Genomic DNA, 23,892 nt, shown 5'->3' with positions numbered 1-23,892 from the left:
GAACGACGCCAATTAAATGGCCGCGTTCGCCGCACATCGCGCTGTAACACAGGTGTGACAGTGCCTGACCGGCCTACCGCAGGGTGAGCCCAGCGGGAACCTTGCATCGAAAGCTCTGCCTGCTTGTTACACCAGAGTGACACAGCGCTTCCGCAGAGCCATTGTCATGTGGTGAAAAGTCAACGATTTCAAATACTTAGCGCGCCCTCGGCCGCATGGCACCAAGCTTGCGATTAGTCGAGAACGCAGGAATCGCAGATGCGACCTGCGCAATACCGGTCACTCCGGGCCGAAAGTTCGATAGCCGAAGCTCGATAGCCCAAAGCTCGATAGCCCAAAGGTCGAAAGCCCGAAGTTCGAAAGCCCGACCGGACCAGCCCACTACTTCAGCGAGGAACCAAATGAAGAAAACCATGCTTGCCACGGCCATCGCGTTAGCCTGCAGCGGGGCGTTTGCCCAGACCGCCGAGCCCACGTCCGCGGTGACGCAAAGCGGCGCAGGAGCCCATGCCAACGATGCATCCACGGCAACGATCGACAACAGTACCAGTGATTCCAGCTCCAACCGTGACAACACCCAGGCCAATAACAATAACAACAGCACTGGTTACGCGTCCGCGCTGGCTGCCGGCGCCGCTTCCGCCAATAACGGCGCCACGGCGACTTCGAATCTCGACAATGCATTCAATACGTCGACTGCCACGGCAGTCAGCACGCTGACCGGCACCGTCAGCGGCAACACCGTCCAGCACATCGGCAACGTGGCCACCAACAATGGCGGTGCCAATGGCGGTGCCGGCGCCGCCGGCGTCGGTGGCGCCGCCACGGGCGGTAACGCCGACGCCATGGCAGGCGCGGGCGGGAGCGGTGCCGGCGCGGCGGGCGCGGCCGGCGGCGTTGGCGGCGTGGCCACCAACGGCAGCGCAACCGGCGGCGCGGGCGCGGGTGGCATGGCGACCGGTGGCAACGCTTCGAATGGCGCGACAACCGGTGGCGCCGGCGGCGCCGGCGGCCTGGCAACGGGCGCCACGTCGGGGGCCGGCGGTGCCGGCGGCGCAGGCGGCTACGGCGGCGCGGGTGGCGCCAGCTCCGATGGCTATGGCGGTGCCGGAGGCAGCGGTGCGGCGGGCGGTGCGGGAATGGGCGGTGCCGGCGGCCTGGCCGGCGCGGCAACTGGCGGTTCGGGCGGCGGCAGCGGCAATGCGACCGGCGCCGCGGGTGGTAACGGTGGCGCCACCGGCGCGGCATCAGGCGGCGCCGGCGGTACCGGCGGTTTGGGCGGCCTGGGCGGTGCCGGTGGTGCCGGCGGCGGCGGCGCCATGGGCGGCGGCTCATCGTCGGGCGGCGCGGACGTGGGCAGCACGGCCACGGCCGGCAACGCGACCGGGGGCAACGGGCCGGGCGGCACCGGCGCCGGCACGGCCGGCTATGGCGGCGCGGGCACGAGCGGTGCGGCGAGCGCCAGCAACGCGAGCGGCACGCCGTCCGGCGAACCGCCGCCGAGCACCGGTGACCAGACCGCCAGCAGCACCTCCGGCGCGGCAACCGGCGGCGCCGGTGGCGGCGCGGGCGGCACGGGCGGGGCCGGCGCGGGCGGTACCGCCAGCGGTGGCGCGGGCACGACGGGCGCCGCCACGGCGAGCGGCGGCACGCAAACAGGCGGCGCAGGCGGTGCCGGCGCAGCCGGCGGCGCGGGTGCCACTGGTGGAGCCGGTGGCGCGGGCGGTGCCGGCGCTGCCGCCTCCAACACCGCGGGCGCCGGCGCGGCCGGCGGCACGAACACTTCCGGCGGCGGCGGTGCGGGTGCCACGGCCAGCACGGCCGGCGGTGCCGGGGCAGCGGGTACCGGCGGTATCGGTGGCAATGGCGCCACTGGCGGCAGCGGCAGCAGCACCGCCGGTGCCGGGGCTGCCGGGGCAGCCGGCGGTGCCGGTGCGGCGAGCGGTGCCGCGTCGAACACGGCGGGGGCCGGTGCCGCGGGTGGTGCGGGCACGGGCGGCACGGCGACGGCCGGCGCCGGCACAGGTGGCGCGGGCACGGGCGGCAGCGCAAGCAATGGCAGTGCCACGGCCGGTGACGGCGGCGTGGGCGGTGCGGGCGGCGCAGGTACCGGCGGGGCCGGAGGCGCCACCGGTGCCACCACGGCCGGTGCGGCAACGGGCGGTGCCGGCGCTGGCGGCACGGGCGGCGCTGGCGGCACCAACACCGTCAACGCCGGCACCTTCAATATGTCCAACACGATGAGCGGCGTGGCGCAATCGGCGGCGGGCATTTCCGTGATCAGCCAGAACAGCGGCATCAGCTCGCTCGTGCAACAGAGTGTCAACGTGCAGGCCAACCTGGGCGTAGGCCGCTAAGCGGCCATGTGCGTGCGGACAGCCGGGGCCTTGGCCGGCGGTCCGCACGTCCCACACGTCCCACACGTCCCGCATGCACAGCACTGGAGGCATCATGCACGATCGAACGACCCGAACGGGAAAGAAGCCGGGCTTCCCGGCAGGAGGAAAACGCATGGCGGGGCCGGCGTGGCGCGCCGCCCGGATTGCCGGCGCGGTGTTGCTGGCGGCAGCCTTGCCGGCGGCATCGGCCCACCCTGGGGCGGGACCGGAGTCGCGCGCGTTCGCCGTGACGGCGCAGGTTTTGCCGCTGCCTGACAAGGTGGCGCGCTTGCCAGCCGTCGTGCAGGGCAAGCCGCACTCGCGGGATGCCGCCGGCGCACTGGGCGATGCCAGCCTGGACAGCCTGAGGGGCGGTACCGAAACCCCGTGGAGCGACATGGGCCTGAGCGGCACGGTCGGCGGCAATACCGCCGTCAATGTCGTTACGGGAGCGAACCACATCACCGATGGTGCGTTCAGCAATGCGTCGGGATTGCCGATGGTGATCCAGAACTCCGGCGCCAATGTGCTGATCCAGAATGCCACCATCGTCAACGTGCAGATCCGATGAACGCCATGGCGGTGATGGCAGCCATGCCGGCCCCGGGCGGGCGGATCGGGACGACACGCCTGTCGGTGGCATTCATGTCATCGATGGCGCACCTGTCCGGCCTGGAAGGCGTGCGCTCGTTCGCGCTGCGGCTTTGCGCGCGCGCGGCGATAACGCTTGCGTTGTGGCCGGCGCTCCTGCCGGGCCTGCCCGTCGCTGCCGCCGAACTGCCGTTCGCCGGTAGCGGTCCCGTGTCGATGCGGGTCACCAGCCTGAAAGAAGCCCGTTACCTGTCCACGGTGCGCCAGCAATACGACTTCAGTTGCGGCTCGGCGGCGCTTGCCACGATGCTGACGCATCACTACGGCTACCCCGTCGGCGAGCAGCAGGTCTTCGCGGAAATGTTCGCCGGTGGCGACCAGCGGCGCATTCGCCAGGAAGGTTTTTCGCTGCTCGACATGAAGCGCTTCCTGGCCGCGCACGGGTTCACCGCCGATGGATTCCAGCAACCGCTCGACAACCTGGTGAAGGCCGAGTTTCCCGCGATCGTGCTGGTGGCCGAACATGGCTACCGGCATTTTGTCGTGGTCAAGGGCGTGCGGGAAGGACGGGTGCTGTTCGGCGATCCGTCCGGCGGCACGCGGGCACTGTCGCGTGCCGCCTTCGAGGCGATCTGGCTGAACCAACTCTTGTTCGTGATCCATGACCGTCCGGGCAAAGCGCGCTTCAATGAGCGTTCCGACTGGGCGTCCGCACCGCGCCTGCTGCCCGGCGACGCACTGCAGCGCGACAGCCTGCAGCGCGTGACGTTGCCGAAGTTCGACGCCGGCGATTTTTGAGGAGACAACACATGAAGATGCCATGTTCGCCCTGGGCCGGCGCGTGCATGCTGGCCGCGGCTTGCCTGGCCGTTCCGGCGATCGCCGCGGAGGCACCCGCGGGCTGGGTGCCGGTCGGCGAGCATGTACTGGCCGAGGCGCGGGGCGGCTTCGACACGGGCAATGGCGTGCTGGTATCGCTGTCCATCGACCGGGTACTCAGCCTGAACGGCAACGTCATCGCCAGCGGCCAGTTGTCGACGGCGGATGCCGCCCTGTCGGCATTCCAGGTTGCGCGGGTGGGCGAGGGCGGCGCGCTGGCAGGGGCCGCCCGGCCGCTGGCGGACCTGCTGCTGCAAAACAGCGCCAGCGACCAGTTGATCCGCAGCCAGACCACGATCGATGCCACCGTCAACAGCCTGTCGATCCTGAAGGATATGCATTTCGGGGACAGCCTGCGCCAGTCGCTGTCCACCGCCATCCTGCCGCGCTGAGCGGCTTTGTCCACCAAGTCCTAGGAGTTCGCATGCGGTTCGCCCAGACCCTGCGCGCCGGTTCGGCCGGCCTGTCCCTGATGATGTTGAGCGCGCTGGCGCAGGAGGCACCGCCGCCGCTGCCGCCGGGCGATGAGCCCACGACCGCCGAGCTTTCCGCCGAGCTGCACCGGTTGAGGCAGGAGCTGGTGGCGCAGCGTGCGCTGTTGCGGCAATTGCGCGAAACGCTGGCAGTGTCGCGCGACGGTGCGCCGTCCGCGCAGCCCAGGGTGGATGGATGGGAAGCGGCATCGGCCGATCGCGCCGGGCCGCTGGTCTCGAGCGCGCTCCCGCGCCCGCTGCATCCGGCGTTGTTGGCCACCATCCGTGGTGGCGGGCCGGCCGCGCAATCGCAACCGCAGCCGGCGTTGCCGCAGCCTGGCGCACGACCGGTCGCGCCAGCGGGGGCACAACCGCTCGTACAAGCAGGCGCACAAGCAGGCGCACAAGCAGACGCGGGCATGGGGGAGCAAGCGGCGCCAGCGCCTGCCGCCCCGGCAGCGAAGCCTGCCGCTGTCGGCCAGGCGCCCGCGCGCGACTCGCGCCCACCCGAGGTGGCGCCCCTGTTCGAGGCGCCAGGCGTGCTGACGGCACGCGGCAGCACCGTGCTCGAACCGTCGTTCGGGTTCGGCTATTCATCCAGCAACCGCGTGGCGCTGGTGGGGTACACGATCATCCCCGCACTGCTGATCGGCCTGATTGACGTGCGCGAAGTCAAGCGCAACACGTTCACGGCGGCGCTGACGGCACGCCGCGGCCTCACCAACCGCACCGAAGTCGAGGTGCGCGTGCCTTATGTCTACCGCTCGGATTCCACCGTCAGCCGTGAACTGTTCACCGGCACGGCCGTCGAGCGCGTGTTCGACACGAGCGGCCGTGCCATCGGCGACCTGGAAATTTCGCTGCGCCACCAGCTGAACGACGGCGGCATCGACAAGCCGTATTACGTGGCGGGCTTGCGGGTCAAGACACGCACGGGCCGCGACCCGTTCGAAGTCGTCACCGATTGCACCCGGCGCTGCGTGGGTGAAAATGCCACGGGGACCGGCCTGCCGCTGGCGTTGCCGACCGGCTCCGGTTTCCATGGCGTGCAGCCCAGTCTGACGTGGCTGTTTCCCAGCGATCCGGCCATCTTCTTCGGCAGTGTCAGCTACCTGCACAACATCAAGCGCAGCAACGTGTCGCGCCGCGTGCTCGATGGCGCAATGGAGCCGCTGGGCGACGTGGCGCCGGGGGGCGTGATCGGCTTCAATTTCGGCATCGGGCTGGCATTGAACGACAAGGCATCGCTCAGCCTGGGCTACGACCACAGCTCCATGGGACGCACGAAGCAGAACGGCGTCACTGTGCCGGGATCGGTGCGCACGCAACTGGGCACCTTGCTGATGGGGTTCTCCTACCGGCTGAACGACAGGCGCACCGTGAACGTCACCGTGGGGGCCGGGCTGACACGCGACACGCCGGACGTTTCGCTGTCGGTGCGGCTCCCGCTTGCCTTCTGATTGCCTGCCGGAAGGGAGGGGCGCCGGCAGGATGGCGGGGTTTCGGGTAATCTGGCATTCCCGCAACATATCGAAACGCTACGCCATGACCCATTTCACCCGTACCCTGATGGCCGCCACGCTGTTCGCCACCGCCGGCGCCGCCTTTGCCGCCGCGCCGATGGTCAAGAGCCAGGCACCCGGCTACTACCGCATGATGATCGGCGATTTCGAGGTGACCGTGCTGTCCGACGGGACCGTCGACCTGCCGATGGACAAGCTGCTGCATGAAAAGCCGGCGACGTTGCAAGGAGCGTTGTCGAAGCACTTCCTGAAGGCGCCGGTCGAAACGTCGGTCAACACGTTCCTGATCAACACGGGCAGCAAGCTGGTGCTGGTGGATACCGGCGCCGGCGGCCTGTTCGGCCCCACCCTGGGCAAGCTGCTGGCAACCCTGAAAGCGGCCGGCTACCAGCCGGAGCAGGTGGACGAGATCTACATCACGCACCTGCACCCCGACCACGTGGGCGGCCTCGTCAGCGCCGACAAGGCCGCGTTCCCGAACGCGGTGGTGCGTGCCGACAAGCACGATGCGGATTTCTGGCTGAGCAAGGCGAAGCAGGATGCGGCGCCGGAAGACAAGAAGGGATATTTCCAGGGCGCCCAGGCTTCGCTGGCCGCATATGCCAGCGCGAACCGCTTCAAGCCATTCGAAGGCACTACGGAACTGGTACCGGGCATCCGCGCCACGTCCAGCTATGGCCATACGCCGGGCCACACCAGCTATGTCGTGGAAAGCCGCGGCGAGAAACTGGTGCTGGTCGGCGACCTGCTGCATGCGCAATTCATCCAATTCGAGGACCCGTCGGTGACGATCGAGTTCGACAGCGACACGAAGGCCGCGCTGGCATCGCGCAAGGCGGCCTTCGCCGATGCGGCAAAGGGCGGCTACCTGGTCGGTGCCGCCCACCTGCCGTTCCCCGGCCTGGGGCATTTGCGCGGCAGCGGCAAGGGTTACCAGTTCGTGCCGGTGAACTACAGCGTGCCCCGGTAAGCGGTCGCTGGCCGTGCCGGAAACCATCAGGCGAAGTCAGCAGACTGGCCTACGACAGCCGTGCACTTGAGAGACCGGTGTCCGACAGCCATTTCCTGCGGAAATGGTGTCAGACACCGAAACGAGACCAAGGCCGGGCCTGAGAAGCGCCGGCCAGGCCTCAGGCGAGCGCCGGATAGTCGACGTACCCTTCGGCACCCGGCGCATAGAACAGCTCGGGGCGCTGCGCGTTCAGTGGAGCGCCGGTTCGCAGGCGTTCCGGCAAGTCCGGGTTGGCGATGAAGTCCTTGCCCCAGGCGATCGCGTCGGCCGTGCCATTGTTCAACGCTTCCTGCGCCGCTTCCAGGCTGAATTGTTCGTTGGCGATGTACACGCCGCCGAACGCCTGTTTCAGCAGCGGGCCCAGGCTGTCCTCGCCCACGGCTTCTCGCGAGCAAATGAAGGCGATCTTGCGCTTGCCCAGCTCGCGCGCCACGTAGCCGAACGTGCCGGCCGGGTCGGAATCGCCCATGTCGTGGCTGTCGCGGCGTGGCGCCAGATGCATGCCAACGCGGTCCGCACCCCAGACCTCGATGGCGGCGTCGGTTACTTCCAGCAGCAGGCGGGCGCGGTTTTCGATGGAGCCGCCATAGGCATCGGTGCGCTGGTTCGTGCTGTCCTGCAGGAACTGGTCGAGCAGGTAGCCATTGGCGCCGTGGACTTCCACGCCATCGAAGCCGGCGAGTTTGGCATTCTCCGCACCCTTGCGGTAGGCCGCGACGACCCCGGGAATCTCATCCGTTTCCAGCGCGCGCGGCACCGCATAGGGGCGCATCGGACGCAGCAGGCTGACATGGCCTTTCGGCGCGATCGCGCTGGGTGCCACGGGCGCGGCGCCGTCCAGCAGGCTCGGGTCGGAAATGCGGCCCACGTGCCACAGTTGCAGGAAGATCTTGCCGCCTTTCGCATGCACCGCCTCGGTCACCTGCTTCCAGCCGACCACCTGTTCGTCCGACCAGATGCCCGGCGTGTTCTCGTAGCCGACACCTTGCGGCGTGACCGACGTGGCTTCCGACAGGATCAGCCCGGCGCCGGCGCGTTGCGCGTAGTACTCGGCCATCAGCGCGTTCGGCACACGGCCGGGGCCGACGGCGCGGGCGCGGGTGAGGGGGGCCATGACGACGCGGTTTTTCAGCGTCAGGTCGCCAATGGTGATGGGGTCGAAGAGTGTAGTCATTATCGTTTCCTGTAAAGAGTGCCGGCCGTTGCTACAGGCCGGTGTGGATGTGATCGAGGAATGCCGAGATGACCGCGTCATTGCGTTTGAACATATTCCATTGTCCAAAGCGCGTCACCGTCACGAGGCCCGCCTTTTGCAGGATCGCCAGGTGGCCCGATACCGTCGACTGCGACAGCCCGCAACGTTCGTCGATCTTGCCTGCGCACACGCCCAGGCTGAGCGGGTGGAGCTGGTCGGCGAAGTAGGCCTCCGGCGCCTTCAGCCACGCGAGGATGTCGCGGCGTACCGGATTGGCCAGGGCCTTGTGGATGGCGTCGATGTCGAGTTCGGTCATGATGTGGTCGGATCCGTATTCTTCGATCGCTATGATGCAAACCATATATCGGTTGAATCCGATACATATATCGGGATCATACGATATAAGTTCAACCCTTGCAGGAAGCGCTTCAAAACCGGGATCTACAAATGAAATATTGCAATGATATACTCCGGGCCTGCCCGAGGGGACGACCCCTTTCCGCCGGTTGCCGGACGGCGGGCGTCATTGTCGGCAGGGACGACCTTGCCAAGCTCTGGAGATATCCATGTCCTGGATCGTGCTGTTCGTGGCAGGTTTGCTCGAGGTTGCGTGGGCCGTCGGCCTGAAGTACACCGCTGGTTTTACCCGCCTGGTCCCCAGTGTCCTGACCTTGACGGCAATGGCCGGCAGCGTGGGCCTGTTGGGCCTGGCCTTGCGCGACCTGCCGCTCGGCACCGCCTACGCCGTGTGGACCGGCATCGGCACGATCGGCACCGCCATCTACGGCATTGTCGTACTGGGCGAACCGTCCGAGGCTGCCCGGCTCGTCTGTATCCTGCTGATCGTGGCCGGCATCCTTGGCCTGAAGATCCTGTCGCCGCAGTAACGCGGCTATTGCCCGGCTTTAAAGGTTCGGGTTAAAAGTCGGGATTCACGCGGGCAAGGTAATACCACTCGTTGCCGGCGCGCGCCGCACTGTCCGGGAACAGGATCACGGCGTCGAAGCCAGCCAGCACGGGCGTACCGTCGGCGCGGCGGCCGATCTCCTCACCCTGCCGCATGCGATCGAAGCTGGCCCATGGCCGGGAGAACGTGTCCGCGTCGTCGCTCTTGTCGTGTACTTCGCTCATCGACAGCACCTCCATCCGGTCGTGCGCAATGGGCTGGGGGCGCGGCGCATCGACGAGCCCCAGGTGCGCCAGCGTCTGCAGGATGGCGCGGTATGCCACGTCCGGCGCCTGGGGATCGCCATGCTGGCCGCACTCGAGCGTCAGCGCGTAGCCACCGGTGCTGCGCATGAATTCGGTGGTGCCCACGCCATAGCGCAGCACGGTTTCCAGCTGGCTATCGCCCCGCAGGCGCCGCTGCACGCCGGCGCCATAGATGCGCAGCCAGCCATCGACGAAACGCCGCACGCCCAGCACCCGCGCCAGCGCCCGTTCTTCCCGCTCATGCCGGAAGGGTTCCAGCGGGCCCTCGTTGTCGCGCGGCCCCACCATGACGAACGGTTCGCCCGGCGAGTGGAACGAGTGCAGGTCCAGCAGCACGTCATGCGCCGCCAGCAGCGGGCACAGCCAGTTGGCGACGCGGTCTTCGAAATCCTGCGGGTCGGCCTTGGGGAACAGGTTGCGGTTCAGGTTGCGTTCGCCGGCCCGCTCGCCCTTCAGGTAAGCGAGCGGATTGACGACCGGCACGAACGTCACGCTGCCATGGACGATCGCGAGGTCGCCGCTGTCCAGTTGCGCCATTACCCGTTCGATACCGCGCGTGCCGGCCGTTTCGTTGCCGTGCACGGCGCCCGTGACGATCAGCCGGGGGCCAGGGGCCTGGCCGGCATAGTGGAGGGATCGGAAGTGCAGTGCGCGGCTCATGCTGGTCCTCGGGATGGTAGGGTGCCGCCATTTTAGCGCCCGGCAGGACCGTGGCGGTACAATGCCGGCCATGCCGATATCCAACCGCCAGCCCGGCCTGGACACGCTGCGCGCGCTCGCGATCGTCCTTGTCTTTGCCAACCACTACATGAGCTTTGTCACGGACGAGGCCACGTTCGGCTTTGTCAGCCGGATCGGCTGGACCGGGGTGGACCTGTTCTTTGCCCTGTCCGGCTACCTGATCGGCAACCAGATCCTGGCCGGGCTGCGTGGCGGCACATTCTCGATGGGAAGGTTCGCGGCGCGACGGCTGTTGCGCACGCTGCCCAACTACTACGTGGTGCTGGCACTGTATGCATTCTGGCCGCCTTTCATCGACGGCACGCGCCATGCGCCGTGGTGGCAATACCTGACCTTCACGCTCAATTTCGGCCTGGTACCGGGCACCCGGTTTTCCCACTCGTGGTCGCTGTGCGTGGAAGAGCAGTTTTACTTCGTGCTGCCGGTCGTGGCGCTGGTGATCGCGCGCTGCCGCGGGGCCGTGGCGCTGGGCTGGTTCGCGCTGGCCTGCGGTGTCGCGGCCGGCATGGTGTTTCGCGAGCTGGGCTGGCAAGAGGCGCGGCCGCCGCACTGGGGCAACGGCGCGTTCTACACCGAGGTCTACTACGCCACGCTGTGCCGCTTCGACGAATTGCTGGCCGGCGTGGCGCTGGCGATGATCCGGCAATGCCATGCGCCGCTGTGGGCACGGATCACATCGTTCGGCAACTGGACGCTCGCGGCCGGCCTTGCCATCACCGCGATGGCCTGGAAGCTTTTCCTGGACGACCATTTCGGCCAGGCGATCACCGTGGCCGGCTATCCGCTGCTGGCGCTGGGCTTTGCCTTGCTGGTGCTGGCGGCGCTGAGCCCCGGGTCGCTGCTGGCGCGGGTGCGCGTGCCGGGGGCGGGCAGCGTGGCGGTATGGTCGTATGCGATCTATCTCACGCACAAGCAGTTGTGCGTGGTGCTGGCAAAGGCATTGCGGCCGGTGGGTATCGATCCGGGCAGCAGTACCGGCATCGCGCTCCTCGTGCTGGCCAGTCTGGCGGCCGGCTGGGCGCTGTACACGATCGTGGAAACGCCTTTCATGCTGTTGCGTGAAAAGTTCGTGCCGGCTTCCGCGCGCCCGGCACTGCCGGCAGCCGTGCCGGCGCAGGTCGGGTGACGCGTTTCGGCAATAACGAAAACGGCGGCCTCGTGGACCGCCGTTCATGCCACCACAGTAAGTCTTAGGACTTGCGCTGGCGGCGTGCCGCGAAGCCTGCCAGGCCGAGGCCGGCCAGCATCATCGCGTAGGTCGATGGTTCCGGCACGGCCGACACCGACAGATGCAGGTCGTTCACCGTGGCGAAGACGCCCGCCGGGTCGCCGGCTTCCACGACCAGCGACGTCAGCTGCACGTTCGAGACGAAACCAACGAAGGAACCGGGATCCGGCGCTTCGATCGTGTAGGTCAGCGTCGCACCGCTGGTGTCCGTGGCCGTGATCGTGATGCCGTCCACCGCCGTCGAGAAGCCGAACACGTCCGAACCGAAGAAGAAGCCGCCCGCGCCCGAGACCGGGCCGCTCAGCGTGAAGGTCAGGTTGTCGCCGCTCCAGCCTGGCGTTACCCAGAAGTCGCTGCCGTCGTCGCTCGCTCCCCACAATGCGATATCTTCCGGCCCGGTGCTCAGCTCGTAGGAATAATCGCCGGCGCTGCGGATCACCGGCCCTTCGGTCGGCTCGAAGTCCAGGTCGTCGTACGTGTCGACGCCAGTATTGCCGACGGCGGCGAGATACGAGGATTGGGAGGTGTAGGCGGTGATATCGGCCTGGGCGGCACCAGCGGAGAGCAGCAGGACGGCGGAAGCGACAGCGGTTTTGACGGAGAGGGACATACGCACGATATAGCTCCAAAAACAATGGTTAAGGAAGACTTCTCTGTATGTAGTTCGGGTAGAACTAGCCTCAAATTTAATACCGTCGAGATTACTTAGCAATAAATAATTAAAAATAAATTAATCACATCTTTTCAATCGTGCGGGCGGGTAACATGAAATAACATTGGGAGTTGCCTGTTCGAGAATAGACCACGTCCCGGCAGCTTGCAACATGCTTGTCATGGGCTTTCCCCGCGCCGCTCCCGTACGTTCTCCCGTACGTTCTCCCGTATTTTCTCTCGTACTTTCTCCCGTGCTTTCTCCGGCACAGCGGCGGTTCAATGCATGTCGATCACATCGAACGGCGCATCGCGCTGCGTCATGAATTCGAGCACGGCGCGGATCCGCGCCGGTGCTTCATCGTGTTCGGTGGCGGCGATCGCCGCTTTCAGGCCCGGCATGGCTTCCACGATGTGCGGGCTGCGGTAGGCGCCGATCAGCAACGCGGCCAGCTGGGCCGCCTCGCGCTGGTGATTCAGCCGCACGCGCTGTTCCAGCACGCCGAACAGCGCACGCTGCATGCGCGGCGTGGGATTGGTGATGTGGGCGAAGACGAGCGGCGTGTTGGCGATCGCATCGCAGATGCGGCGCTCCATGTCGTCGGGCTTGACATCGGAGGCGATGTCGAAATAGGCCGCGTTCCAGCGCGTGCGCGCGTGGACGTGGCCCGGGGGGAAAGAGTCGGCCGTGTCGAGGCCCAGGGCCCGGCTCAGCCGTTTTAACAGGTCGATCAGCGTGGTCATGCGCGCATTCTAGCGCGACCGCGCCGTTACGGTCAGGTGGCGCCGTGGGCTTCTTCGCCGAGCAGCCCGGCGCGGAAGTCCTGCACCGCCTGGTGGATCTCCTGCTGCGTGTTCATCACGAACGGGCCATATTGCGCGATCGGCTCGTTGAGGGGCCGGCCGGCGATCAGGATGAAGCGCGCCGCTTCCCCGGCCGCCACGGCAACGCCGTCGGCCTGCGCCTCGTTCGCCAGGATCGCCATGCTGCGTTCGCCCACCGCCTTGCCGGCCACGGTCACGCTGCCCCGGTACGGGTACAGGAAAGCGTTATGGCCTGCCGGCAGCGCCTGCGTAAAGGCGGCGCCGGCGGGCAATTCGATGTCCAGGTACAGCGGTTCGGTCACGTCGCGCTGCACGGCGCCGGCGACCCCGTGGCTGGTACCGGCGATCACGCGCACCAGTGCCCCATCGGGCGTGGTGAACACGGGAATCTCGGCTGCCTTGAAATCCTTGTACCAGGGCTTCATCAGCTTGTCCTTCGCGGGAAGGTTCAGCCACAGCTGGAAGCCTTCCATCAGGCCTGCCTCCTGTTCCGGCATCTCGGAATGGATCACGCCACGGCCGGCCGTCATCCATTGCACGCCGCCGCTTTCCAGCAAGCCCTCGTTGCCGGCGCTGTCGCGGTGGCGCATGCGGCCTTCGAGCATGTAGGTCACCGTCTCGAAGCCGCGATGCGGGTGGTCGGGAAAGCCGGCCAGGTAGTCGCTGGCTTCTTCCGAGCCGAAATTGTCCAGCATCAGGAACGGGTCGAGGCGGCGCTGCAGCGGCTGCGTGAGCACGCGGTTGATCTTCACGCCGGCGCCATCCATCACGGCCTGGCCCTGGATCACGCGCTCCACGCTGCGCGGGCGGGTGACGGTATCTGCGGTATTGCTCATGATGCTCTCCTGTGATGGTTGGACGAGGTTCACTGCTTACACGAGGACGGCGTTGACCTGTTCGTCCGCTTCGGCGCGGGCACGGGCCACGGCGTCGGCACCCATGCCATGACCTTCCGAGTACACGAACTGCACGTCGGTCAGGCCAACGAAGCCCAGGAACATCTTCAGGTGCGGCAGCTGGACGTCGGACGGCGCATCCTTGTGCATGCCGCCCCGGGTCAGTGCGACATAGACTTTCTTGCCGGTCAGCAGGCCCACCGGACCGGTCGGGCCATACTTGAACGTGACGCCGGCACGGGCGATCGCGTCGAACCAGCTTTTCAGTTGCACGGTGATGCCAAAGTTGTACATCGGCGCGCCGATCACGATGACATCCGCCGCTTGCGCCTGGGCGATCAACGCATCGTCGAGCGCCACGCGGGCAGCCTGTTCCGGGGTGCGCTGGTCGGCTGGCGTGAACAGAGCCTGCAGGGCGGCTTCGTCCAGCACCGGGTGCGGCTGTGCGGCCAGGTCGCGGCGCACCACGGTGGCGTTGCCGTCCGCGTTCAGCTTCGCGACGATGGTGTCGGCCAGACGGGTGGACTCGGAACCGTTGCTGCGTGCGCTGGAATTGATTTGCAGGATGTTCATGGTGTGCTCCTTTGAATTGGTGGATTGCTGCGATGTATGAACTTTACGCGTTCCATTCATATCGATAAAGACGGTAAAATGGATAACATTCGTCCATCAATGGAACAATAAGGAATTACGGCATGGAACTTGATCCCGGCGACCTGCTGCTGTTCGCGCGCATCGTGGAAACGGGCAGCTTCAGCCAGGCAGCGGTGCGCACGGGATTGCCGAAGTCCACGGTCTCGCGGCGGCTGTCGCTGCTGGAAGCGCGGCTCGGCGAGCGCCTGCTGCAGCGAACGACGCGCCGGCTGGTGCTGACGGAATTCGGCGCGAGCCTGCTCGAACACGCGCGCAAGGTGGCGGAGGAAACGGAAGCGGCAGGTGCGCTGGCGCAGCACCGGCAGGGCGCGCCGAATGGCTTGCTGAAGGTATCGATGCCGGCCGATTTCGCCAACGAGGTGATGGGCTCCCTGCTGCCGGCTTTCATGGCGCGCTACCCCGGGATTTCGCTGCAGTTCGACCTGTCGCCGCGGCGCGTCGACCTGGTGGCCGAAGGCTTCGACCTGGCGGTGCGCATGGGTACGCTGCCGGACGACGCCACGCTGGCCGCCCGGCCGGTGGTGCTGAGCACATGGTCGCTGTATGCGTCGCCGTCCTACACGGTATTGCGCGGCCTGCCTTCCCACCCGGACGAACTGTTCCGGCACGACCTGCTGGGATTGTCGCGGTCGGCCTCCGGCCTGGCACAGTGGACGCTGTTGCGCGCAAAGGCGAAGTGGGAGCGCGAGGTGCCTGTGCGGATGACCGGCAATTCACCCGAATTGCTGGCCCGGCTCGCGGCTGCCGGGGCCGGCATCGCCAGCTGTACGGATCGCTACGCCGCACCCCTGGTGGCTGCCGGTGCGCTCGTGAAGGTGCTGCCCGAGTGGGCGTTCCCGGCCGTTACCGGCTACGCAGTCTTTCCGGGCCGCCGGCTCATGCCAGCCAAGACCCGGGCCTTCCTCGACATGCTCGAAGCGCATTACGATAACCGGTGACCGACACCGGTTTTCGGAAAAGATTTCCGCGAACCGGGAATGCTGCCATTCCCGGCAATGTTTCCTGAAAAATGGGGACGTACCCCATTTTCCAGGAAATTATTTCTGGTGGGGAAGGCTGGCCATCGGTTCGCCCAGTCGCACGGCGCCGGCCGGTTGCCAGCCTGGATTGAAGGCGAGGGTGTCTTTCGGGAACAGCATGACGACGGTCGAGCCGAGCAGGAAGCGGCCCAGTTCCTCGCCTTTTTTCAGCATGATGTGCTGGTCCAGGTACGACCATTCGCGAATCTCGGCCTGGCGCGGCGGGTTGACGACGCCGTGCCACACGGTGGCCATGCTGCCGACGATCGTCGCGCCCACCAGCGTCATCACGAACGGGCCGTGCGCCGTGTCGAACACGCACACCACGCGTTCGTTTCGCGCAAACAGGCCGGGAATGCCGCGCGCGGTCGTGGGGTTCACGGAGAACAGGCTGCCGGGAACGTAGATCATCCGCGTCAGCTTGCCGTCGCAGGGCATGTGGATGCGGTGGTAATCGCGCGGCGACAGGTACAGGTTGGCGAAGCTGCCATGCTGGAACAGGTCCGCCAGCGCCCGGTCGCCGCCCACCAGCGCGGTTGTCGTGAAGCGATGGCCCTTGGCCTGGAAAATCTGGTCGTCCTCGATCGCGCCGAACTGGCTGATGCGGCCATCCACAGGGCAGACGAACGGCACGTCCGCGATCGGGCGCACGCCGGGTTTCAGGGCACGGGTAAAGAATTCGTTGAAACTGTGGTAGCTGGCGATATCGGCGTTTTCCGCTTCGTCCATGTTGACGCCGTATTTGCCGACGAACCAGCGGATCAGGCGCGTCGTCATCGCACCGCCTTTCGCGCCCGCCACCCGGCCGGCGAAATTGGTCAGCGCCCCCTTCGGGAGCAGGTATTGCGGCAGGACGGCAAGGCGGTCGGACACGGTATGGAATTCCCGAAAAGTTCAAGGGCGCATTATAGCCGCGCCTGCCGGACCCATGGCGCCGGGACCAATGGAAATATTTCTTTCCCGGTAACCCGTACGATGGAAAGTTGGGCAAAATAGCGCTACCACGTGCAATTTATCGCTTTTTAATTCTTCATAAAACGTTTTCCCATGCGTTCATCCGACTTTTTCTGCCCTCTGAAACTCGCCGCGCTGTCGGCTGCCATTGCCGTTGCACTACCCGCATTGGCCGATACCGTCCAGACGATGCCCGACACCGCGGAGCAGCGCGCGCAGGGAGAGGCGCAGAAGCCCGCTGAACCGATGCAGACGGTGGAAGTCAAGGGCTCGGCAGCAGCCTACGATCCTCGCCGTGACGATACCGCCAGCAAGGTCGTGATCTCCGACGAGGAAATCAAGCGCTACGGCGATACGGCGATCACCGACGTCTTCAAGCGCATTCCCGGCGTGACGGTCGGCGGCTCCGGGCGGGGCGGCAACGATATCCGCATGCGCGGCCTGGGTAGCGGCTACACGCAGATCCTGCTCAATGGCGAGCGTGCACCGGCGGGGTTTTCCATCGAAACGCTGTCGCCGGACGTCATCGAGCGCATCGAAATCGTGCGCGCTGCCAGCGCCGAGTTTTCCACGCAGTCCATCGCCGGCACGATCAACATCGTGCTGAAACGCGCCGTCAAGACGGCCCAGCGCGAATTCAAGCTGAGCGCGGCGAAGAGTGCGGACCAGAACAGCCCGAGCGGCAGCCTGCAACTGTCGGACAAGGATGGCGCGCTGTCGTATTCGCTCAGCGGGAATTTCTGGCGCGGCACCTATGACCGCGTATCGCCGGTGGAGGAAACGCTCGTGGACCCGGCCGGCGAACTGCGTATGGTGCGCCACACCCGCCAGCAGGATGGCGGGCGCTGGGAAGGCATGAACCTGGCCCCGCGCGTCAACTGGAACCTGGGCGGCGGCGATTCGCTGACATCGCAAACCTTCGTGAACTTCAACCGCAACCGCTACCACGGCTACCAGGAAGTCGATACCGAACTGGGCACGCCGCCGCGCTTCGACGTGCGCGACATGTTCAACAAGAACCGCAGCCTGTTCGCCCGCACCGACCTGAACTGGGTAAAGCGGCTGGGCGAGGGCGGCAAGCTCGATGCCAAGGCGGGCATCAGCGGCATGCGGTCGGAAGGCACGTGGCACGAATTCGACTACCGCGCCGCCGTGCTGGGGCGCGACGCGACCGTTCTCAGCGAAACGAAGGAGCAAGGCTTTTCCACGCAGGGCAAGTATTCCGCGCCCTGGCTGGAAGATCATGCGCTGTCGATGGGCTGGGACGCGGGCGTGACGCTGCGCGACGATTCGCGCATCGAGGACGAGGCCGACCTGCCGGGCTTTGTCGCCGCCGATTCGGATGAGGGCTACGAAGCGAAGGTGACCCGCCTGGCGCTGTACGCGCAGGATGAGTGGAACATCACCCCGCGCTGGTCTGTCTATGCCGGCCTGCGTTGGGAAGGCATCGAGACCACCAGCGAGGGCGACAGCTTCGACACGGTGAGCCAGACCAACAGCGTGTGGAGCCCGCTGGCGCAAACGCTGTACAAGCTGCCGGACAGCCGCGACCAGGTGCGCCTGGCGCTGACCCGCACCTACAAGGCGCCGAGCCCGAACAACCTCGTGCCGCGCCGCTTCACGTCCACGAACAACAGCCAGACGGAACCGGACCGTCGCGGCAACCCGGAACTGCAGCCGGAGCTGGCGTCCGGCATCGACGCGTCGTACGAGCATTACTGGGGCGAGAATGCGCTGCTGTCGGCGGCGGCCTCGATGCGGCGCATCAGCGGCTATACGCGGCAGGGTCTGTTCCTCGAGAATGGCCGCTGGATCGCCACGCCCGTCAACGACGGCAATGCCGTCACCCGCAGCATCGAGCTGGAAGCCAAGTTCCCGCTGGCGGCCGTGATGGACGATGCGCCCGGCGTGGACCTGCGTGCCAGCGTGGCGCGCAACTGGTCGCGGGTGGACGTGGTGCCGGGGCCGGACAACCGCCTGGACCAGCAGACCCCGTTGTCTGCCACGTTCGGCGCGGATTACCGCTCGCCCGACGGCAAGCTGACCACGGGCGCCAGCTTTGCCTTCCGCGACGGCGGCCCGGTGCGCATCGACGTCAACCAGACCGGCTACCAGAGCGTGCGGCGCGACCTCGACGTGTATGCGCTATGGAAATTCAATCCGCAATACCAGCTGCGCGTGGCGGTCTCGAACGTGCTTGGCCAGGATTCGGTGGGCGACTCGGCCTACCTCGACGGGAATGGCACGCTGCGCCGCACCAGCATCTACGCGGGCTATGCGCAGGGCAGGGCGACGCTGGAAATGCGCTTCTGACAGCACGCCGGCTTAATACGGCGTTCCATCCTTGTGCGTGAATCGCCAGGCACCGTTTTCAAATAGCGCGGCAAGATCGTCGCGCGGATAGAGCACGGTATCGCCCGCAGCGCGATCGCCGATCTCCAGGAATACCACCGGTTCCGCCGAGCGGTTTCCAGCCGGTGCGCGCGGCCGCCGGCCTTGAACCCGGCGCACATGCCGGGTGTCAGTACCATTTCCCCTCATCGGTAACGAGACCCGCAACGCCTGCAAGCAGATAAACTAATTCGTCCTGCCTGTCATGCTGGTGCAACAGGCCCGAGATACTCGCTGGTGCCAGCGTGCAGCGGTTGACGCAGAAATTCCCGAGACCGAATAAATCGTCGAGCGGCTGCTCGATGCGGCTTCGTCATTTTCGCGAACGGTGCCGGCAACAGTGATGGGTTCGTGCGCGGTGCGGCGTCCGTGACATCGATCGCGATTGGGATGGTATTCATCATCGTGAGTTTAAGTGAGAAAATTTATTCTCGCGTAAGCTTGCACGTCATTTATTGTGAATAAATGTGGAATGTGTCCGGCGTGTTATGGTAAATTGACGGGACATTGAATTCTCACAGATTGTCACGCGCACTTTTTCACCTACAAAGGATTTGAGATGACGACTTACCAGGAATACCAGGCAAAGATCGCGGAATTGCAGAAGCAGGCTGAATTGGCCCGTCGCAACGAGATCACGGAAGCAAAGGAACGCATCGCCACGATCATGCGTGAACACAACCTGACGCTGGCCGATCTGGGCCCGGCCGTCAAATCGGCCAAGCCCGTCAAGGCGCGCGCCCCGGTGCCGATGAAATACCGTGACGAAGCGACGGGCCAGACGTGGACGGGCCGCGGCCGCGCTCCGAAATGGTTGGAAGGCCGCAAGAAGGAAGATTTCCTGATCAGGCAATAATGCCGGCGATACCGCCCCGGCTCCCGGGGCGGTGCAAACTTTTAAAGCGTGCCCGGCACTACATATCGCCGGCTTGTTCATGACCCGATTAATCAGTGAACAGCTGGAACGATTTCTGCCAGTGCGTCCCGCTCCGGTGGCTCGTTGGGGCATTGCCCAGTCCTGTTACAGCCATAATAAGTGAGCGAATCGGACGAAACGTCCCGCAATATCGCAGCGATGTCGTGCGCACGATGCACGAAGGAGGCATTCTATCCTTGCAGCGAGTCGGCCTTGCAATGTGTCATTCTCCGCCGGCTGAGTTGTTCCCATGTCGTTCCGGGCATTCTTCACAGCGCGGTTCCCACTGTTGTTCTCGCTCGTTCTCGCTCGTTATCGCTGTTGTTTTTACGCCGCCCTGGCGAGGTTTCTTTTCCCGCGCTGGCTCAACTGCCGGCGATACTCAGGATATTCCCATCCGGGTCTTTGAACCAGGCTACCTTCATCCCGTCGCCCACGTGTATGTCGCCGGCCAGTTGCAGCCCCGGCATCTCGTAATGTTCGAATGCCACGCCTTTCGCTTTCAATGCGTCGACGATCTCTTCGATTTCGTCACCAACTGTCCACGTTGCCGAAGTCGCTTTATTGGTACCGGCAAACTCCGACCGGTAGACCATCAGTAGCGCACTGCCGCTCAGATAAGACAGGACTTCGCCATCGGTATCGCCACCGCCAGGATTTTCCTGCAGCCCCAGCATATCGCCGTAAAATGTCCGCGCTTGTGCGATATCGCGCACGGCGATCGTTGCCATCACTTCGGTATTTGCCAGCATGATGTTCTCCTTGGGTTGACCCGGGCAGCGTACCGCGCTTGCGCAGGTGATAGCGCGCTGTTGACCTCGATAATGTTCCGTTGACCGGAGGATGCCAGGTGGGCGCCATGCCGGTCCGATGTGTGCCAAGATGCCGCATGATTCCATTGTTTCCGCTCAATACGGTGTTGTTTCCCGACGGCCGGCTCGCCTTGCAGGTGTTCGAGGTGCGTTATCTCGACATGATCAAGCGTTGCATCGCCGACTCGGAGGAATTCGGCGTGGTGGCGCTGGCCCAAGGCGAGGAAGTGCGCAAGCCCGGCCAGCCGGAAGCCATCGCCCCGATCGGCACGCTGGCACGGATCGTCGACTGGACTGCGCCATTGCCCGGCCTGCTGCACATTACCTGCCTCGGCACGCACCGCTTCCGGATCGCGTCGGCGGACCAGTTGAAGCATGGGCTATGGATGGGAAACATCGAACGCCTGCCGGATGACATGACCGTGCCGGTGCCGGCGGAACAGCAGGATGTGGCTGACGCGCTCGGTTCGCTGATCCGGTCCCTGCAGCAGCGTGGCCTGACGGCTGCGCAGATGCCGATGGGCTCGCCGTATCGGCTCGACGAAAGCGGCTGGGTCGCCAACCGCTGGTGCGAGCTGCTCGATCTCGACCTGCCACAGAAGCAGCTATTGCTTGCGCAGGACAATCCACTGCTGCGACTCGAACTGGTGCAGGATGCGCTGGCCGACAGCGGTTACCTGACTTGACCTGACCCGACCCGATCCGACCTGTCTTGGCGGGCGCGATGCTGTCTACGGCGGCGTGATCCGCTCCCCGGCCGCGTGCACCCGCACCGACCACATCACGCCTGCGACCAGCAGCGCGATTGCCGCCGCTTCGAGTGGCCGCGGCCACGCCTGGCGGTAGATAAAGCCGTACAGCAGCGCGAACAGCGTCTCGAACAGGATCAACTGCCCCGACAGCGTGACCGGCACCCGTCGGCTGGCCGCGTTCCACAACTGGTTGCCGATCACCGAGGCACCCAGGGCCAGCAGCGCGTTACACGTCCAGAACAATCCCCAGTCGCGGTGAGTATCGGCGGCGGCCGTTTCGCCCTGCCGTAGCACGAACGCGATCGCGGCGATGATCAGCGCAACGATGCCGGTGGCCAGGCCGTACAGCGCCGCCCATTCGGCACTACTGAAATGCGCATTGGCTTTCAGGTAGCGGGCATTGTCGACGGCATACCACGTCCAGCACAGCAGGGCACCGGCCGCGCAGGCGAGGCCGGCAGCCGTCTGCCACGCCGGCCGGCCCGATGCGTGTGCATGGGTGAACACGTCGACATTGATGCAGGCGATGCCGGCGGCCACGACGAGCAGGGGCAGCGCCAGCCGCGCCAGCGGCACGGCGCCATGGTCGTGCCTCCCCATCAGCGTGACGGTGATCGGCAGCACGCCCACGATCAGCGAGGTGGGCGCCACCCCGGCCAGCTTCACACCCGCCGCCAGCAGCATGTAGTAAACGATATTCCCGGCCAGCGCGTGCCGCAGCAGCGCCGCGCAGTCGGCGCGGTCGAGGCGGCAGGCAAGCCCAGAGAGCTTCGGCAGCAGCAGCACGAATGCCATCGCGCCATAGGCCGCGTAGCGGCCAAGGGCCAGTTCCAGCGGCGAGAAGGCCGCCAGCAGCGCCGGCACGATGAACACCATGCCCCACATCGCGCCCGCCAGCAGGGCGCACAGCACTCCAGTCCGCATCGGTCGGTTCCCGAAAATTTCCCGAAAATAAGGGGCGCCAGTGTCGCACAGAGTGCGCTATGGTGCCCAGGACATGCCTAGTCAGGAATCAAGCAGGAGACCACCATGACCGACAAGAACATCATCAGTGCGCTGAAGGGCGAGGCACGGCCGTTCGCCGCCGCCGAGGATTTCGACTACCTCCTCGAATCGATCGGGGATGCCTCGATCGTGCTGCTCGGCGAGGCCACGCACGGCACCCGCGAGTTCTATCGCCTGCGGGCCGAGATCAGCAAACGGCTGATCGTGGAAAAGGGTTTCGACGCCATCGCCGTGGAGGCGGACTGGCCGGACGCCCTGCGCGTTTCGCGCTATGTGCAGCACGGCGGCGACGACATGACGGCCGAAGGCGCGCTATCCGGCTATAAACGCTTTCCGCAGTGGATGTGGCGAAACCACGAGATCGTCGACCTGGTGAACTGGCTGCGGCTGCACAACGCGCACGTGGCCAGCAGCCCGCGCCGCGTGGGTTTCTACGGGCTCGACCTGTACAGCCTGCAGCAGTCGATGCACGCCGTGATCGAGTACCTGGACCGCGAAGATCCGGAGGCGGCCGAGCGCGCGCGCCAGCGCTATGGCTGCATCGACCACATGGCCGAGGACCCGCAGCGCTATGGCTACGCCACCTCGTTCGGCATGAAGCCGCATTGCGAGCAGGAAGTGGTGCGGCAATTGATGGAGCTGACGCGCCAGGCCAGCCTGCACATGCAGCAGCCAGGCGGGCAGGTGCCCGATGAACTGTTCTATGCGCAGCAGAATGCGCGCGTGGCCCGCAACGCGGAAACCTATTATCGCTCAATGTTCCAGAGCCGCGACGAGTCGTGGAACGTGCGCGACTCGCACATGGCGGAAACACTGGAAGCGCTGCGCGAACACCTCAGCCAGCGCACGGGAAGGCCGGGCAAGATCGTCGTGTGGGCGCACAATTCACACCTGGGCGATGCCCGTGCCACCGAGATGGGCGAGGGCGGCCAGCTGAACCTGGGCCAGCTGGTGCGCGAACGCTACCGGCCGGACGATGTTTTCCTGCTCGGCTTCACCACCCATACCGGCACGGTGACCGCGGCCACCGAATGGGATGGCCCGGCGGAACTGAAGCACGTGGTGCCATCGCGGCCGGACAGCGTGGAACGGCTGATGCACGAAACATCGATCGCCACCGGCATGGCGCAGTTCCTGCTGCCGATCCGCGGGCACGACAGCATGCTGGCGCGACTGCCGTCGCGCTACCTGGAGCGCGCCATCGGCGTCATCTACCGCCCTGATACGGAACGGTACAGCCACTACTTCCATGCGGAAGCCGCGAAGCAGTTCGACGCGCTGGTGCACGTGGACCGCAGTACCGCGCTGCGGCCGCTGGAACGATCCGCGCTGTGGAAACAGGACGAGGTACCGGAAACCTACCCGAGCGGGTTGTAGCCAGGAAAAACTGGGGACGTACCCCTGTTTTAAGGCAATCATTCCTCAAAACACCGGAGACTACCGCATCGACGGACCGCCCTGTTTGGGAGCAATAATTTCTTCAAAACAGGGGTACGTCCCCAGTTTGTGCGAGCAGCAACAGGAGGGCGAGCGCCGTGGTATTCAGTGCTGCGGTGATCCGGAACTTCCGCTGGAACGCCATCTTGCTGGATTTGTGCCGCACCAGCCGCTGGGCCAGCAGGCCGCCCGGCCAGCCGCCGGCCAGCCCGAGCAGCAGCAAGGTGCGTTCGGGCGTGCGGCGCCGGCCGGAGCGCGCGGCGCGCTTGTCGATGGCGTATGCGACGAAGGTGGCGAGGCTGGCGCACAGGTACCACCCAGCCAGCGCGAGGATGGCTGCAAACAAAG

Annotated in this window: 25 protein-coding genes; 13 read left to right on the top strand and 12 right to left on the bottom strand. The window is 65.9% G+C overall.

Features of this window, described 5'->3' with window-relative positions; genetic code table 11:
• The first annotated feature begins 401 nt into the window (after nucleotides 1–401).
• The 6 genes from ACY65G_RS11365 (at nucleotide 402) to ACY65G_RS11340 (ending at nucleotide 6,814) form a co-directional block, all read left to right on the top strand.
• Nucleotides 402–2,357 (top strand): hypothetical protein, encoded by a 1,956-nt coding sequence (locus ACY65G_RS11365; RefSeq protein WP_464997460.1) that lies wholly within the window; start codon nucleotides 402–404, stop codon nucleotides 2,355–2,357.
• Nucleotides 2,358–2,451: 94 nt separating this feature from the next.
• Nucleotides 2,452–2,949, top strand: coding sequence for a hypothetical protein (locus ACY65G_RS11360; RefSeq protein ID WP_464997459.1), 498 nt, complete (start codon nucleotides 2,452–2,454; stop codon nucleotides 2,947–2,949).
• Complete coding sequence (locus ACY65G_RS11355) at nucleotides 2,946–3,767, top strand: C39 family peptidase (protein ID WP_464997458.1); 822 nt, start codon at nucleotides 2,946–2,948, stop codon at nucleotides 3,765–3,767. The genes ACY65G_RS11360 and ACY65G_RS11355 overlap by 4 nt, the downstream gene beginning before the upstream one ends.
• An 11-nt stretch (nucleotides 3,768–3,778) precedes the next feature.
• Nucleotides 3,779–4,240: a hypothetical protein gene (locus tag ACY65G_RS11350; protein ID WP_464997457.1), complete on the top strand. Its 462-nt coding sequence runs from the start codon at nucleotides 3,779–3,781 to the stop codon at nucleotides 4,238–4,240.
• Nucleotides 4,241–4,272: 32 nt separating this feature from the next.
• On the top strand, nucleotides 4,273–5,781 hold the full coding sequence (locus tag ACY65G_RS11345; RefSeq protein ID WP_464997456.1) for a serine/threonine-protein kinase: 1,509 nt from the start codon (nucleotides 4,273–4,275) through the stop codon (nucleotides 5,779–5,781).
• Between the two features lie 85 nt (nucleotides 5,782–5,866).
• Nucleotides 5,867–6,814 carry an MBL fold metallo-hydrolase gene (locus tag ACY65G_RS11340; RefSeq protein ID WP_464997455.1) on the top strand — a complete coding sequence of 316 codons (948 nt, stop codon included), beginning with the start codon at nucleotides 5,867–5,869 and terminating at the stop codon, nucleotides 6,812–6,814.
• A 160-nt stretch (nucleotides 6,815–6,974) separates the two neighbouring features.
• Here the strand turns inward: ACY65G_RS11340 and ACY65G_RS11335 are convergent, their stop codons facing one another.
• Together ACY65G_RS11335 and ACY65G_RS11330 are read right to left on the bottom strand one after the other, a co-directional pair.
• Nucleotides 6,975–8,030, bottom strand: coding sequence for an alkene reductase (locus tag ACY65G_RS11335; RefSeq protein ID WP_464997454.1), 1,056 nt, complete (start codon nucleotides 8,028–8,030; stop codon nucleotides 6,975–6,977).
• Nucleotides 8,031–8,061: 31 nt separating this feature from the next.
• Entirely contained in the window at nucleotides 8,062–8,367 is a 306-nt protein-coding gene (locus tag ACY65G_RS11330) for an ArsR/SmtB family transcription factor (protein ID WP_464997453.1), read from the bottom strand.
• A gap of 250 nt (nucleotides 8,368–8,617) precedes the next feature.
• Between ACY65G_RS11330 and sugE the strand changes: the two genes are divergently transcribed.
• Nucleotides 8,618–8,938 carry a quaternary ammonium compound efflux SMR transporter SugE gene (gene sugE / locus ACY65G_RS11325; RefSeq protein WP_464997452.1) on the top strand — a complete coding sequence of 107 codons (321 nt, stop codon included), beginning with the start codon at nucleotides 8,618–8,620 and terminating at the stop codon, nucleotides 8,936–8,938.
• A gap of 31 nt (nucleotides 8,939–8,969) precedes the next feature.
• On the opposite strand, the gene ACY65G_RS11320 is transcribed toward sugE, so the two are convergent.
• A complete protein-coding gene (locus tag ACY65G_RS11320) occupies nucleotides 8,970–9,923 on the bottom strand; it encodes a M14 family metallopeptidase (RefSeq protein WP_464997451.1) in 954 nt (317 codons plus the stop codon).
• Between the two features lie 70 nt (nucleotides 9,924–9,993).
• On the opposite strand from ACY65G_RS11320, the gene ACY65G_RS11315 reads away from it, so the two are divergent.
• Nucleotides 9,994–11,130 carry an acyltransferase family protein gene (locus ACY65G_RS11315; protein WP_464997450.1) on the top strand — a complete coding sequence of 379 codons (1,137 nt, stop codon included), beginning with the start codon at nucleotides 9,994–9,996 and terminating at the stop codon, nucleotides 11,128–11,130.
• A gap of 64 nt (nucleotides 11,131–11,194) precedes the next feature.
• On the opposite strand, the gene ACY65G_RS11310 is transcribed toward ACY65G_RS11315, so the two are convergent.
• From ACY65G_RS11310 to ACY65G_RS11295, 4 genes are all read right to left on the bottom strand, one after another.
• Nucleotides 11,195–11,842, bottom strand: a complete 648-nt coding sequence (locus ACY65G_RS11310; RefSeq protein WP_464997605.1) for a PEPxxWA-CTERM sorting domain-containing protein — start codon at nucleotides 11,840–11,842, stop codon at nucleotides 11,195–11,197.
• Nucleotides 11,843–12,162: 320 nt separating this feature from the next.
• Nucleotides 12,163–12,627, bottom strand: a complete 465-nt coding sequence (locus ACY65G_RS11305; RefSeq protein ID WP_464997449.1) for a hypothetical protein — start codon at nucleotides 12,625–12,627, stop codon at nucleotides 12,163–12,165.
• Between the two features lie 32 nt (nucleotides 12,628–12,659).
• On the bottom strand, nucleotides 12,660–13,544 hold the full coding sequence (locus tag ACY65G_RS11300; RefSeq protein WP_464997448.1) for a pirin family protein: 885 nt from the start codon (nucleotides 13,542–13,544) through the stop codon (nucleotides 12,660–12,662).
• Between the two features lie 36 nt (nucleotides 13,545–13,580).
• On the bottom strand, nucleotides 13,581–14,177 hold the full coding sequence (locus ACY65G_RS11295) for an FMN-dependent NADH-azoreductase (protein WP_464997447.1): 597 nt from the start codon (nucleotides 14,175–14,177) through the stop codon (nucleotides 13,581–13,583).
• 122 nt (nucleotides 14,178–14,299) lie between these two features.
• Between ACY65G_RS11295 and ACY65G_RS11290 the strand changes: the two genes are divergently transcribed.
• Nucleotides 14,300–15,196 carry a LysR family transcriptional regulator gene (locus ACY65G_RS11290; protein WP_464997446.1) on the top strand — a complete coding sequence of 299 codons (897 nt, stop codon included), beginning with the start codon at nucleotides 14,300–14,302 and terminating at the stop codon, nucleotides 15,194–15,196.
• 99 nt (nucleotides 15,197–15,295) lie between these two features.
• Here the strand turns inward: ACY65G_RS11290 and asd are convergent, their stop codons facing one another.
• Complete coding sequence (asd, locus tag ACY65G_RS11285; RefSeq protein ID WP_464997445.1) at nucleotides 15,296–16,150, bottom strand: archaetidylserine decarboxylase; 855 nt, start codon at nucleotides 16,148–16,150, stop codon at nucleotides 15,296–15,298.
• 174 nt (nucleotides 16,151–16,324) lie between these two features.
• Between asd and ACY65G_RS11280 the strand changes: the two genes are divergently transcribed.
• Nucleotides 16,325–18,544, top strand: a complete 2,220-nt coding sequence (locus ACY65G_RS11280; protein WP_464997444.1) for a TonB-dependent receptor plug domain-containing protein — start codon at nucleotides 16,325–16,327, stop codon at nucleotides 18,542–18,544.
• Nucleotides 18,545–18,556: 12 nt separating this feature from the next.
• On the opposite strand, the gene ACY65G_RS11275 is transcribed toward ACY65G_RS11280, so the two are convergent.
• On the bottom strand, nucleotides 18,557–18,682 hold the full coding sequence (locus ACY65G_RS11275) for a hypothetical protein (protein WP_464997443.1): 126 nt from the start codon (nucleotides 18,680–18,682) through the stop codon (nucleotides 18,557–18,559).
• A 499-nt stretch (nucleotides 18,683–19,181) separates the two neighbouring features.
• Here ACY65G_RS11275 and ACY65G_RS11270 point away from each other — a divergent pair, with 499 nt between their 5' ends.
• Nucleotides 19,182–19,478, top strand: coding sequence for an H-NS histone family protein (locus tag ACY65G_RS11270; RefSeq protein WP_464997442.1), 297 nt, complete (start codon nucleotides 19,182–19,184; stop codon nucleotides 19,476–19,478).
• A 425-nt stretch (nucleotides 19,479–19,903) separates the two neighbouring features.
• Here ACY65G_RS11270 and ACY65G_RS11265 read toward each other — a convergent pair whose 3' ends face one another.
• On the bottom strand, nucleotides 19,904–20,290 hold the full coding sequence (locus ACY65G_RS11265) for a VOC family protein (RefSeq protein WP_464997441.1): 387 nt from the start codon (nucleotides 20,288–20,290) through the stop codon (nucleotides 19,904–19,906).
• A gap of 137 nt (nucleotides 20,291–20,427) precedes the next feature.
• Here ACY65G_RS11265 and ACY65G_RS11260 point away from each other — a divergent pair, with 137 nt between their 5' ends.
• Nucleotides 20,428–21,036, top strand: coding sequence for an LON peptidase substrate-binding domain-containing protein (locus ACY65G_RS11260; RefSeq protein ID WP_464997440.1), 609 nt, complete (start codon nucleotides 20,428–20,430; stop codon nucleotides 21,034–21,036).
• A 45-nt stretch (nucleotides 21,037–21,081) separates the two neighbouring features.
• On the opposite strand, the gene ACY65G_RS11255 is transcribed toward ACY65G_RS11260, so the two are convergent.
• Complete coding sequence (locus tag ACY65G_RS11255) at nucleotides 21,082–22,026, bottom strand: DMT family transporter (protein WP_464997439.1); 945 nt, start codon at nucleotides 22,024–22,026, stop codon at nucleotides 21,082–21,084.
• 105 nt (nucleotides 22,027–22,131) lie between these two features.
• Between ACY65G_RS11255 and ACY65G_RS11250 the strand changes: the two genes are divergently transcribed.
• The gene (locus tag ACY65G_RS11250) at nucleotides 22,132–23,484 is read left to right on the top strand and encodes an erythromycin esterase family protein (RefSeq protein ID WP_464997438.1); all 1,353 of its coding nucleotides are present in this window, start codon (nucleotides 22,132–22,134) and stop codon (nucleotides 23,482–23,484) included.
• Nucleotides 23,485–23,587: 103 nt separating this feature from the next.
• Here the strand turns inward: ACY65G_RS11250 and ACY65G_RS11245 are convergent, their stop codons facing one another.
• Entirely contained in the window at nucleotides 23,588–23,890 is a 303-nt protein-coding gene (locus ACY65G_RS11245; RefSeq protein WP_464997437.1) for a DUF1294 domain-containing protein, read from the bottom strand.
• Nucleotides 23,891–23,892: the final 2 nt, after the last annotated feature.

This window comes from Pseudoduganella sp. jia 12, from assembly GCF_055502675.1.
The sequence above is the reverse complement of the archived record's forward strand: the minus strand, read 5'-3'. Positions and strand labels throughout refer to the sequence as shown.